At 61.5% G+C, this 12,237-nt stretch carries 10 protein-coding genes, 1 tRNA gene and 2 rRNA genes; 8 read left to right on the top strand and 5 right to left on the bottom strand.

Features of this window, described 5'->3' with window-relative positions; genetic code table 11:
* Positions 1 to 280 precede the first annotated feature (280 nt).
* From ACM26W_RS13495 to ACM26W_RS13480, 4 genes are all read left to right on the top strand, one after another.
* Positions 281 to 356, top strand: a tRNA-Ala gene (locus ACM26W_RS13495).
* A 276-nt stretch (positions 357 to 632) separates the two neighbouring features.
* Positions 633 to 3,632 (top strand): 23S ribosomal RNA (locus ACM26W_RS13490).
* Positions 3,633 to 3,716: 84 nt separating this feature from the next.
* Positions 3,717 to 3,832 (top strand): 5S ribosomal RNA (gene rrf / locus ACM26W_RS13485).
* Between the two features lie 273 nt (positions 3,833 to 4,105).
* Positions 4,106 to 4,267 carry a hypothetical protein gene (locus ACM26W_RS13480; protein ID WP_416137493.1) on the top strand — a complete coding sequence of 54 codons (162 nt, stop codon included), beginning with the start codon at positions 4,106 to 4,108 and terminating at the stop codon, positions 4,265 to 4,267.
* Between the two features lie 111 nt (positions 4,268 to 4,378).
* On the opposite strand, the gene gdhA is transcribed toward ACM26W_RS13480, so the two are convergent.
* Positions 4,379 to 5,731 (bottom strand): NADP-specific glutamate dehydrogenase, encoded by a 1,353-nt coding sequence (gene gdhA, locus ACM26W_RS13475; RefSeq protein WP_416137492.1) that lies wholly within the window; start codon positions 5,729 to 5,731, stop codon positions 4,379 to 4,381.
* 296 nt (positions 5,732 to 6,027) lie between these two features.
* On the opposite strand from gdhA, the gene ACM26W_RS13470 reads away from it, so the two are divergent.
* Both ACM26W_RS13470 and rlmM read left to right on the top strand, forming a co-directional pair.
* On the top strand, positions 6,028 to 6,459 hold the full coding sequence (locus ACM26W_RS13470) for a DUF2721 domain-containing protein (RefSeq protein ID WP_416137491.1): 432 nt from the start codon (positions 6,028 to 6,030) through the stop codon (positions 6,457 to 6,459).
* A complete protein-coding gene (rlmM, locus tag ACM26W_RS13465; RefSeq protein ID WP_416137490.1) occupies positions 6,456 to 7,526 on the top strand; it encodes a 23S rRNA (cytidine(2498)-2'-O)-methyltransferase RlmM in 1,071 nt (356 codons plus the stop codon). Before ACM26W_RS13470 ends, rlmM begins: the two co-directional genes overlap by 4 nt.
* A gap of 69 nt (positions 7,527 to 7,595) precedes the next feature.
* On the opposite strand, the gene ACM26W_RS13460 is transcribed toward rlmM, so the two are convergent.
* Complete coding sequence (locus ACM26W_RS13460) at positions 7,596 to 7,886, bottom strand: antibiotic biosynthesis monooxygenase family protein (protein ID WP_183332693.1); 291 nt, start codon at positions 7,884 to 7,886, stop codon at positions 7,596 to 7,598.
* Positions 7,887 to 7,930: 44 nt separating this feature from the next.
* On the opposite strand from ACM26W_RS13460, the gene tusA reads away from it, so the two are divergent.
* Entirely contained in the window at positions 7,931 to 8,194 is a 264-nt protein-coding gene (gene tusA, locus ACM26W_RS13455) for a sulfurtransferase TusA (RefSeq protein ID WP_416137489.1), read from the top strand.
* 16 nt (positions 8,195 to 8,210) lie between these two features.
* On the opposite strand, the gene ACM26W_RS13450 is transcribed toward tusA, so the two are convergent.
* The 3 genes from ACM26W_RS13450 to ACM26W_RS13440 form a co-directional block, all read right to left on the bottom strand.
* Positions 8,211 to 8,924, bottom strand: a complete 714-nt coding sequence (locus tag ACM26W_RS13450; RefSeq protein WP_416137488.1) for a hypothetical protein — start codon at positions 8,922 to 8,924, stop codon at positions 8,211 to 8,213.
* 146 nt (positions 8,925 to 9,070) lie between these two features.
* Entirely contained in the window at positions 9,071 to 10,090 is a 1,020-nt protein-coding gene (locus ACM26W_RS13445; protein ID WP_416137487.1) for a DUF3080 family protein, read from the bottom strand.
* Complete coding sequence (locus ACM26W_RS13440) at positions 10,080 to 11,531, bottom strand: MATE family efflux transporter (RefSeq protein WP_416137485.1); 1,452 nt, start codon at positions 11,529 to 11,531, stop codon at positions 10,080 to 10,082. Before ACM26W_RS13440 ends, ACM26W_RS13445 begins: the two co-directional genes overlap by 11 nt.
* Positions 11,532 to 11,661: 130 nt before the next feature.
* Between ACM26W_RS13440 and ACM26W_RS13435 the strand changes: the two genes are divergently transcribed.
* Positions 11,662 to 12,237, top strand: a complete 576-nt coding sequence (locus ACM26W_RS13435; RefSeq protein ID WP_416137484.1) for an elongation factor P hydroxylase — start codon at positions 11,662 to 11,664, stop codon at positions 12,235 to 12,237.

Below are 12,237 nucleotides of genomic sequence, written 5' to 3'. Positions count from 1 at the left end.
AGCGCACCCCCGGAAGTTCTGCAGAGAGAAGGGTGAGGTCGCGGGGTTTATTTCAAATCTGCCCAGACCCACCATTCTCTGAACGGCCGGGTAGCTCAGTTGGTTAGAGCGCACCCCCGGAAGTTCTGCAAAGAGAAGGGTGAGGTCGCGGGGTTTATTTCAAATCTGCCCAGACCCACCATGACAAGCTGTAAGCCATAAGCTTGAAGCTAGAAGACAACCCCGAGTGTTCACTACGCCGGGTTTTTCTTCAAGCTTACCGCTATCTAGCTTCGGTTAAGGGGCCTTAGCTCAGCTGGGAGAGCGCCTGCCTTGCACGCAGGAGGTCAGCGGTTCGATCCCGCTAGGCTCCACCACTCTCAAGCTTGAAGCTGAAAGCCTGAAGCGTGAAGTAAGGCCACAACAGTCGACAACAAAGCGTAAGCCTTAAGCTAGGCGCTGAACGAGACACCTGCCACGCGGCGGGCAGCTCTTCCAGCTTCCAGCTTAAAGCTTCCAGCTTTAACTGCTCTTTAACAATGTGAATCATGCTGACAAACGTTCTTTCCGCAAGGAAAGAACACGAGATATGTTTCAAGCGTATCCGGCAATTGTCAAACTGTCATCGCAGATCAGACCCCTTGGGGTTATATGGTCAAGCGATGAAGCGCACACGGTGGATGCCTAGGCAGCCAGAGGCGATGAAAGACGTGGTAGCCTGCGATAAGGCTCGGCGAGGTGGCAAACGACCTGCGACCCGGGCATCTCTGAATGGGGAAACCCACCCTGCATCAGCAGGGTATCCCACACTGAATCCATAGGTGTTGGGAGGCGAACCGGGGGAACTGAAACATCTAAGTACCCCGAGGAAAAGAAATCAACCGAGATTCCCCCAGTAGCGGCGAGCGAACGGGGACCAGCCCTTAAGCATGTAACTGATTAGACGAACGTGCTGGGAAGCACGGCCATAGTGGGTGATAGCCCCGTAGTCGAAAATCTGATCATGTGAAATCGAGTAGGTCGGGGCACGAGAAACCCTGACTGAACATGGGGGGACCATCCTCCAAGGCTAAATACTCCTGGCTGACCGATAGTGAACCAGTACCGTGAGGGAAAGGCGAAAAGAACCCCGGCGAGGGGAGTGAAATAGATCCTGAAACCGTGTGCGTACAAGCAGTGGGAGCAGACATGTTCTGTGACCGCGTACCTTTTGTATAATGGGTCAGCGACTTATTTTCAGTGGCGAGCTTAACCGATTAGGGGAGGCGTAGGGAAACCGAGTCTTAACTGGGCGACCAGTCGCTGGAAATAGACCCGAAACCGGGCGATCTATCCATGAGCAGGTTGAAGGTTGAGTAACATCAACTGGAGGACCGAACCAGGATCTGTTGAAAAAGATTTGGATGACTTGTGGATCGGAGTGAAAGGCTAATCAAGCCCGGAGATAGCTGGTTCTCCTCGAAAGCTATTTAGGTAGCGCCTCACGTATCACCACCGGGGGTAGAGCACTGTTTCGGCTAGGGGGTCATCCCGACTTACCAACCCGAGGCAAACTCCGAATACCGGTGAGTGCAGCGTGGGAGACACACAGCGGGTGCTAACGTCCGTTGTGAAAAGGGAAACAACCCAGACCGTCAGCTAAGGTCCCGAAATCCTGGTTAAGTGGGAAACGATGTGGGAAGGCTCAGACAGCTAGGAGGTTGGCTTAGAAGCAGCCATCCTTTAAAGAAAGCGTAATAGCTCACTAGTCGAGTCGGCCTGCGCGGAAGATGTAACGGGGCTCAAACCAGGTACCGAAGCTACGGGTGTGCCTGCATCACTTAAGGCTATTCGATTAACGTCGCGAAGCGACGTTCAAGCGCTCCCCGAACGTTGAGTCGGGTGGGCGGATCACGATGAGTAGGCTTAAGGATGCAGGCACGCGGTAGAGGAGCGTCGTGTAAGCCGATGAAGGTGGATTGAGAAGTCTGCTGGAGGTATCACGAGTGCGAATGCTGACATGAGTAACGACAAGGGGAGTGAAAAACTCCCCCGCCGGAAGACCAAGGGTTTCTGTTCGACGCTAATCGGAGCAGAGTGAGTCGGCCCCTAAGGCGAGGCCGAAAGGCGTAGTCGATGGGAAACGGGTCAATATTCCCGTACCTCACTGTATTGCGATGGGGGGACGAAGAAGGCTAGGTGAGCCAGGCGTTGGTTGTCCTGGTGAAAGCGAGTAGGCCAGTGATTCAGGAAAATCCGGATCACTCTCTTCACTGAGACGGCCGAGACGCGAGACGAACTGACCACGGTCAGGAAGTCATCGATGCCACGCTTCCAGGAAAAGCCTCTAAGCTTCAGATACAGTGGGACCGTACCCCAAACCGACACAGGTGGTCAGGTAGAGAATACCCAGGCGCTTGAGAGAACTCGGGTGAAGGAACTAGGCAAAATGGTGCCGTAACTTCGGGAGAAGGCACGCCGCGTTAGTGTAGAGGGACTGGCTCCCCGAGCACGAGGCGGTCGAAGATACCAGGTGGCTGCAACTGTTTATTAAAAACACAGCACTCTGCAAACGCGCAAGCGGACGTATAGGGTGTGACGCCTGCCCGGTGCCGGAAGGTTAATTGATGGTGTTAGCGCAAGCGAAGCTCCTGATCGAAGCCCCGGTAAACGGCGGCCGTAACTATAACGGTCCTAAGGTAGCGAAATTCCTTGTCGGGTAAGTTCCGACCTGCACGAATGGCGTAATGATGGCCACGCTGTCTCCACCCGAGACTCAGTGAAATTGAAATCGCAGTGAAGATGCTGTGTACCCGCGGCTAGACGGAAAGACCCCGTGAACCTTTACTATAGCTTCACACTGGACGCTGATGTTGCTTGTGTAGGATAGCTGGGAGGCTAGGAAACCCGGACGCCAGTTCGGGTGGAGCCAACCTTGAAATACCAGCCTGGCATCATTGGCGTTCTAACTCAGGTCCGTTATCCGGATCGAGGACCGTGTGTGGTGGGTAGTTTGACTGGGGCGGTCTCCTCCCAAAGCGTAACGGAGGAGCACGAAGGTACCCTCAGCACGGTTGGAAATCGTGCAGTGAGTGCAAGAGCATAAGGGTGCTTGACTGCGAGACAGACACGTCGAGCAGGTGCGAAAGCAGGTTCTAGTGATCCGGTGGTTCTGTATGGAAGGGCCATCGCTCAACGGATAAAAGGTACTCCGGGGATAACAGGCTGATACCGCCCAAGAGTTCACATCGACGGCGGTGTTTGGCACCTCGATGTCGGCTCATCACATCCTGGGGCTGAAGTCGGTCCCAAGGGTATGGCTGTTCGCCATTTAAAGTGGTACGCGAGCTGGGTTTAGAACGTCGTGAGACAGTTCGGTCCCTATCTGCCGTGGGCGTTGGAAGTTTGAGAAGAGCTGCTCCTAGTACGAGAGGACCGGAGTGGACGCACCTCTGGTGTTCCGGTTGTCACGCCAGTGGCATTGCCGGGTAGCTATGTGCGGACAGGATAACCGCTGAAAGCATCTAAGCGGGAAGCCCCCTTCAAGATGAGACTTCCCTGAGGCCTTGAGCCTCCTGAAGGGCCCAGCGAGACCAGCTGGTTGATAGGCAGGGTGTGGAAGCGCTGCAAGGCGTTGAGCTAACCTGTACTAATGGCCCGTGAGGCTTGACCATATAACACCCAAGTGGTCTGTCGATGACAGAGGACAGCGGATACGATTGAGACGTCTCGACGTCAGCATGATTCACCGTTTTTCGCCTGACGACCATAGCGTGCGTGAACCACCTGATCCCATGCCGAACTCAGCAGTGAAACCGCTCAGCGCCGATGGTAGTGTGGGGTCTCCCCATGTGAGAGTAGGTCATCGTCAGGCACTTATAGCGAAAAAACCCCGGGCATTCAGATGCTCGGGGTTTCGTCGTTGTGGGCGGGATAACACCGCCAGGGGGCTCCCCATGGAGAGTAGCGGAGCGCCGCCCGGGTACATCGTCAGGCACCTTTTCAGAAACCCCAGCTTCGAAAGAGGCTGGGGTTTCGTCGTTACGGGGAGCGCTTCGCGGACCGGTTGGCTGAAGAAGATTAGACCTTGGTATTTAGACTAAGGTATAATCCTCCTCAATGTGAACCCTAACCGGAGGCTCTCTACATGAGCAATGCCAAGGCGACATACCCGACGATCTGGGACGAAACTGGTATTCAGCGTCCCGTCTTTATGCTCCTGCTGTGCGGCCTGTGGCGTGGCATGATGAAGATGGCCGAGACCCAGTGTCGGGCCCAGGCCGGTCGTGGCTACCTCCCCTACGTTTGATCGGCTTCACCCTGTGCACTGAAACGCAGGCGTTGAATGGCGAACAAAGCAAAAGCCCGGGCTTCATGGCCCGGGCTTTTTCTTTCTTGCGTCTGTTGGCGCAGCGGGGGGTTATACCACGCCCTGGTCGATCATGGCGTCGGCGACCTTGCGGAAGCCGGCGACGTTGGCGCCCAGCACCAGGTTGGTCGGTGCACCGAACTCCTGGGCGGTGTCGGCACACTGCCGGTGAATATTGGCCATGATCTCCTTGAGCTTGGCGTCCACCTTCTCCAGCGGCCATTGTTCCATGCTGCTGTTCTGGGCCATCTCGAGCTGGCTGGTGGCCACGCCGCCGGCGTTGGCGGCCTTGCCGGGGCCATAGGCGATCTTGGCTTCCAGGAAGAGGTCGGCAGCGTCTGCGGTTGACGGCATGTTGGCGCCCTCGCTGATGCAGGTGACGCCGTTGTCCAGCAGGGCACGGGCGTCGGCCACCGTCAGCTCGTTCTGAGTGGCGCTGGGGAAGGCGGCATCGGCCTTGATGCGCCAGACGGCGTGGCCATCCTCCGGGTAGTCGCTGGCCGGGATGTAGCTAGCCTCGGGGTGCTTGGCCAGGTACTCCTCCAGGGAGGCGCGCTTGACCTCCTTGAGCTCTTTGAGGAGAGCCAGGTCGATGCCGCGTGCGTCATGGATGGTGCCGCGGGAGTCGGAGCAAGTAACCGGCGTCGCGCCCAGTTCGTAGAGCTTCTCGATGGTATAGGTAGCCACGTTGCCGGCACCGGAAACCAGGCAGGTCTTGCCTTCGATGCTTTCGCCGCGAGCTTCCAGCATGTTCTGGGCAAAGTAGACCGCACCATAGCCGGTGGCTTCCTTGCGGCCGAGGGAGCCGCCCCAGTTCAGCCCCTTGCCGGTAAGCACGCCTGCATAACGGCCGGTAAGGCGCTTGTACTGACCGTACATGTAGCCGATCTCGCGGGCGCCCACGCCGATGTCACCGGCAGGAACGTCGGTGGTTGGCCCAATATGGCGATGGAGCTCGGTCATGAAGGACTGGCAGAAGCGCATGATCTCCCCGTCGGACTTGCCCTTGGGATCGAAGTCGGAGCCACCCTTGCCGCCCCCGATGGGAAGGCCGGTCAGGGCATTCTTGAAGATCTGTTCGAAGCCGAGGAACTTGATGGTGCCCGAGGTGACGCTGGGGTGGAAGCGCAGGCCGCCCTTGTAGGGGCCCAGGGCAGAGTTGAACTGCACGCGGTAACCCTTGTTGACCTGTACCTTGCCGTCGTCATCGGTCCAGCAGACCCGGAACATGATCTGGCGCTCGGGTTCGACGATGCGCTCAATGATGCTGTGGTCATGGTAGTGCGGGCTGCGCTGAAACAGGGGGCGCAGACACTCGAGGACTTCCTCGGCGGCCTGGTAGAACTCGGTCTGGGCGGGGCTGCTCTTGCGAAGGCCTTCGAGGGTATCGTGAACGTAGGGCATCGGCGGGTTCCTGTGTGACAAGTTGACGTCGTGTCCGTCAGTCGGGCGGACAGCCTAGAATCGGTTCCAGTGGGCTGACAATATAAAGCAATGCACCATTATGCAGCAACTGTATGGGCTATGCGCTGGTTAGACATTGATATGAGCCAAACTTGCTTGAAACTGTCGGGATATTGCGCACCAAATCATTGCATTAAATATAGTTAATAGATGATTATTAAACGTTCAGTGTCTCTCGTGCCGGTAGCCGCCCCGCTGGTATCATAAGTATCACTATTCGCTGTGGAGAGTCCGCCTTGACCCTGACAACGCCGGCGCTGCTGTTTCCGGCCATCTCGCTGCTCTTGCTGGCCTACACCAATCGCTTCCTGGTACTGGCCCAGTTGATCCGCAAGCTGGCCGATGAGGAACGTAACCAGCACCAGGAGACCAATACCCGTCAGATCATGCTGCTGCGACGGAGGATTTCCCTGACCAAGCGGATGCAGTTGGCCGGCGTGTTCAGTTTTCTGCTCTGCACCCTGTCGATGTTTGCTCTCTTCCTGTCGCTGGAGCTCACCGGTATGGTCCTGTTTGGCGTCAGTCTGGTGACGCTATCGGTTTCGCTGGTCTACTCCCTGTGGGAGATCCAGATCTCCACCAACGCGTTGAACGTTCAGCTTCAGGACGTCGAGGACGAGTTGCGTGGCGGAAGTCCGCGCGCCGGGCACCGGGGAGGTGGCGCTTGAGCCGGGCCCCGTCGGAGTTGCTGCTTTACTGCCGACCCGGTTTCGAGCGTGATCTGGCCGAAGAGGTCGCCTACAAGGCGGCTGAGTCGGGCTGGTCCGGCGAGGTCATCCAGGGGGCGGGAGGTGGCTTCGTTCGTTTCTGCGTGGCGGATGAGGAGCCGGCCAACGGCCTGCACCGGGCCCTGCCACTTCATGGGCTGGTCTTTGCTCGCCAGAGTCTGGTGGCGCTGCCACCGCTGTCGCTGGATCGGGAAGACCGCCTCTCACCGATCACCGAGCAGGTCGTCGAGTCCGGCTGGAGCTTCGAGAGTATCTGGCATGAGACGCCGGATACCAACGATGGCAAGGCCCTGGCCGGTCTGGCCAAGGCGCTGTCGCGCCCGCTGGAGTCGCTGCTTACGAAGCGGGGCGCTCTGCGTCGCAAGGCCGGCGGGCGACGCCTGCACCTGCTGTGGAGCGCCGGCGACCACGTTCAGCTCGGCATAAGCTTTCCGGGCAACCGCAGTGATCAGCCGGGGGGCATCCGTCGGCTGCGCTTTCCCAAGTCGGCCCCGAGTCGCTCAGCCTTGAAGCTAGAGGAGGCCTGGCACGAGTTCGTGCCGCGCACGGAGTGGGACACGCGCCTGGCAGAGGGGATGCAGGCCGCCGACCTTGGGGCGGCCCCAGGCGGTTGGACCTGGCAGCTTGTTCATCGCGGCATGCATGTCTATGCCATCGATAACGGGCCCATGGACAAGGCGCTGATGGCCACCGGGCAGGTTGAGCACCTGCGCGAGGATGGTTTCGTGTGGGAGCCGCCCTATCGGCTCGACTGGCTGGTATGCGATATCGTCGACAAGCCGTCGCGGGTGGAAGCCATGGTGGAACGCTGGCTGGTGAGGCGCTGGTGCCGCGAGGCGGTATTCAACCTCAAGCTGCCGATGAAGCGCCGCTGGCCCGAGGTGGCTGCCTGCCTGGCTCGCCTGGAGGAGGCGCTGGCCAGTGCCGGGGTGGCCGCGGAGGTGGGCTGTCGCCACCTCTACCATGACCGGGAGGAGGTGACAGTTCATGTGCGGCTGCGCGATTAGCCGTCTCCGGCTCCCGCTCCCGCCCAAGGGGGAGAGCGGCGAGCGCCCGAGTGGCGCTCGCCGCCTGCTTCAGTGAGTGGTGGGCTCGTAGATGCGAATGCGCTCCTCTTCGGTGAGCAGCGGCAGGAGGCGCTGCATCACTCGGGAGCGCTCCTCGCTGGTGTACCATTCCTTCCAGGCGCGCATGTCGCGCCACTTGGTGATCATCAGGCGTCGGTCGCTGTGGCCGAGTTCGACGAGGCTCTCGCCACCCACGAAGCCGCGCGCGCCGAGGGACTGGCGCATGGCTTCACGAGCGGCTTCCTCGTACTCCTCCTCGAGCCCCGGCATGATCCGGCGTTCGATAATGATCTTGATCATCTAGCTTGCTCCCAACAGTGTTGATCCCAACGACGAGGCCATCGATGGTTGATTCCCGTGACGTCCTGCCCGAGGCGGCTCCCGACTTTCAGATCGAGCTCGACACCACCGGGCTCTACTGCCCCGAGCCGATCATGCTGATGCACAACAAGGTGCGCGACATGCGCTCCGGCGAGGTGCTCAAGGTCATCGCCAGCGATCCGGCCACGACCCGAGACGTGCCTAAATTCTGTCAGTTTCTAGGTCATGAACTGATTCGCCAGGAGGAGCTCGAGGGCAGCTACCGCTACTTTATCCGTTTGGGCTAATTCTGTCCCGCGGGGTTCAGCCCCGCGAGGGTTTGTTGGCCTCCGGCATCACCATCAGGGCAAGCGCCTCCAGAGTGGCGGGATCCTCGCGGCGGATGCGGTTGGCGATCTGGCGCTGGAAGAAGTAAACCACGCGGTGGCGGCTATGGCCGGGGTAGAGGCAGGTATCGCCTGGCAGGATCGGGGTCGACTCCACCAGCCGTTCGTCGGCCAGCAGCGCCTCGACGGCGCCATCGCTGTAGAGCCGCCAGCCGAACACTTGCTTGAGCTGCCAGGGGGCATCACCCTCGTCCATGCACAGGGCGTGGGTGCCCTGCGTCTCGGGGATCTGCTGGATGAGGGTGACCTGCTCGGTCTCCTCGTAGTCGAAATAGGCGGCGGCGTGCTCGAGCTCGAACACCTTGTGCTCGGGGGCCTGATCGAACAGCTCCTCGGTCTCGGGGTCACGATAACCGACGAAGCTGCCGTGCTCCGGGTCATCCAGGCGATGGCATGGGGTCAGTGCCTCCATCCAGGGCACCATTCCGACGACCTCACCATCCTCGCGCAGCCCCCAGGCCAGCAGCGGCATGCCGTATAGGGTGTCGGGGCTCGAAGCCAGGCGATAGACCATCTCGAGGCCGTCCAATTCGGGGGCCAGGCGAATCAGGCGTCGCCTGGCTAGCAAACGCTGGCGCATCGTTTCCAGGTCGATGACCTGGGCGGGGCGGTTTGACAGTGGGATTCCCATGACGTCTCTCCACATGCTGCGTTATCACGGCATCGGCACGGGGAGCCGGGCTCCACGAACCGCTCGGAGGCGCACTGCGTCACTCTCTCCTTCACCAATAGCACAGACGGTGAGGGAGGTTAAGCCCTGCTGCGCATCCCGTGGTCTCAACGGCAGCGTAGTGCCAGGGCCTGACGCAGATCCTGATGATGTTTCCGGGCTGTCTCGAAGGCGGGCAGAGGGGCCGACGGGTGGTTCAGGGAGAGCCACTCCCGATGGTAGGCGCTGACCGCTTCGGGGGGAAAGGGAAGGGAGTCGAACAGCGGGTCGAGCTCTGTCAGCCAGGCATGGGCGGCGCCGGTGAGCGTCTCGAGCCACTGCGCGAGGTGCTCGTCGTTCGCGCTGTCCTCCAGGGCGGGCGTGAGACAGCCGTCATGTCGCGCCAGGGCGCGCTCGGCCAGGGCGGAGGCCTCTTCCAGGCGCTGGGTGGCCAGCGCCAGGGTGCGCAGCAGCTCGGCGGTATAGGGACGCTGGTTGAGGGCGCGCAGGTGTCCTTCCAGGGCCGCCAGATCGGGCGGCGGGGCGTCCCTCGTCGCTGTCGCGGTCAACGCCTGCAGGTAGCCGAGCGATTCCAGCTGTGCCTCGGGTGGCGCCAGGGCGTCCGGCGGCAAGGGTGAACTCACCCTCGAGAAGCTGCCGGCCCACTCATCGGAGCCGAACAGGCCGTTCCAGGTCGCCTGGGGCAGCTGCTCCGTCTTGGTGGTGGCCAGGCGCTCGAGCCTGTCTCGATCCGCCTCGGCAAGGCGCTCGGGCACATCGCTCGCCAGGCAGTCGGTCAGGCGCTGCCACAGTGTCAATTCGTAGTGCCACTGCCGGCTGGCCGGGGCGACCCTTCCCAGAGTGCTGTTGCGCTCCGCGACGAGGGTGGTGATATGGCACTCGCGCAAGGCAAAGACATTGAGCAAGCCCTCCCGCGTCTCGGGGATCGTCACCAGCCGCTCACGCTGGTCGGGAAAGGCACCGATATTGTCGGGACTGGCCGGTGAGGGGGGCGCCAGGTCGAGGCGCCGGGCCAGTTCGCGCTGGTAGTCGATGAGCATGTCGTTGCTGTCGATACCGCTGCCACAGGCGGTCAGCAGGCCGCCCATCGCGACCAGTAGGGTGACAAAGCCTCTGTTAATGGACACCCAATGCATCGTGTCTGCCCTCCGCCGCTGCCCGACTGATCCGCCTGAGACGCTCGCCAAGCAGAGCCGCCGCCACGGTGAGGCCACCGATCAGGCCGATCCAGTAGCCGTGAACGCCCATGGGCTCGATCACCCCAAAAAGCCCGCGGGTTCCAAGCCAGTGGCCGCCGGCCAGCCCGACCAGCCAGTATGAGGCCAGGGTGATCAACATGATGATGCGGGTGTCTCGGTAGCCGCGGAGTGCGCCTGCCAGGTTCACCTGCAGCGAATCCGAAAGCTGGAAGATCATGGCCAGTAGGACCAGTGAAAGGGCCAGGCGTTGCACTGTCATATCGTGGGTATAGAGGCCGATCACCGATTCTGCGGTCAACCACAGCAGGGCACTGTTGAGCAGCGCCACCAGCACGCTTGCAGCGATGCCGAAGGCGGCCACCTGGCGGGCCTGGGCCGGACGCTGCTGGCCCAGAGTATTGCCGACCCGCACCGTCAGCGCCATGCTCAGCGAGAGCGGCAGCATGAAGAGTATCGAAGTGTAGTTGAGGGCCACCTGATGGGCCGCCACGGTGATCTCGCCGAGGCTGGCGATCAGCAGCGCGATCACGGTAAACAGGGTGACCTCGACGAAGATCGCCACACCGATGGGCACGCCGACATAGAGCAGTTCACCGATTATCTTCAGGCGCGGCAGGGTGGGAGAGTGCCACAGCGACACCTCGCGGTAAGCCCGGGCGCGGCGGGTGTAGAGGATCATGGCAAGGCTCATGGTCCACAGCGACAGCGCCGTGGCGATGCCGCAGCCCAGGGCGCCCAGCGCCGGCAGCGCCTGCACCCAAGCCGGTAGCCAGTCGCCGAACAGGTCGGTGAGGCCCTCGCCGCCATGAATCAGCACATAGTTGCAGGGAATATTCACCCCCAGACCGATCAGGCTGATCCACAGCGAGGGGCGAGTATGGTTCATGCCATCCGAGAAGGCACGCAGCGCCTGGAAAAGCGCCGCGCCCGGCATGCCGAAGGCTACCGCCGCGAGATAGGCCGCCGAGCGGCTCGCCACCTCCTCGGGCACCGCCATCAGCACGAAGATGGGCTGGACGGTAAACCACAGGAGGGCCGCCGCGACCACGCCCAGTACCAGTGCCACCCACAGCGCCTGGTGCACGTTGGGGCGAATCTCGGTCAGGCGCCTGCCGCCCATCAACTGCGCCACGATGGGCGTCAGCCCCATCAGAGTGCCGGTCATGAACAGCATCAGCGGCATCCACAGGCTCGAGCCCACCGAGACGGCAGCCAGGTCGGTGGCGCTGAGCCGACCGGTCATCATCACATCCGCCACGCTCATGCCGGCCTGGGCAAGCTGCGCGCCGCAGATCGGCAGCGTCAGGGCCAGCAGCGGGCGAGCTTCCCCTCGGCCGGTAGCGAGCAAGCGGGCGATAGGACTGAACAAGGTCGGGCGCTCCATGCGGTCAGGCTTTCGGGTAGAACGAAAAACCGCCCACTATAGCAATGCGCGGGGGCTTTGGCCCGCCTCGCCAGGCGCCTATAATGGCGGCTACCCCTATGCCCGTGGAGCCTGCGTGAATCACCGACTCGAGGATGTCATCGCCCTGTTCGACGGCCTCTTTCACGATACCTACGCCACGCGCCTGGTGTGCGGCGGCGACGAGCCGCTCTACCTGCCGGCCGATGCCGACACGCCCTTTCACCGAGTGATCTTTGCGCGGGGTTTCTATGCCAGCGCCCTGCACGAGATCAGCCACTGGTGCATCGCCGGCAAGAGTCGCCGTCAGTGGGAGGATTACGGCTACTGGTACCTGCCCGATGGGCGCGATGCGGGTGAGCAACGCGACTTCGAGGCGGTGGAGGTGGCCCCCCAGGCGCTGGAACTGCTCTTCTCGCGGGCCTGTGGCCTACGCTTTCATATCAGCGTCGACAACCTGGGCGGCGACGTCGAGGTGAACCGTGCGGCCTTCCGCGCTCGGGTCGAAGCCAGGACACAAAGCTACGAGCGGGAAGGACTGCCACGGCGTGCCGCGGCCTTCCGGCTCGCCCTGCAGGGCTTCTACCGGGAGGGCGACGCCCGGGAGGCAGCCATCGCCGCGGGGCGTCGCCTGATCGCCGGCGACCGCGTTGGGCGAAGTCAGCTAGTCTGA

The sequence above is a fragment of the Halomonas sp. HK25 genome, assembly GCF_047795635.1.
GTDB lineage: Bacteria > Pseudomonadota > Gammaproteobacteria > Pseudomonadales > Halomonadaceae > Halomonas.
The sequence above is the reverse complement of the archived record's forward strand: the minus strand, read 5'-3'. Positions and strand labels throughout refer to the sequence as shown.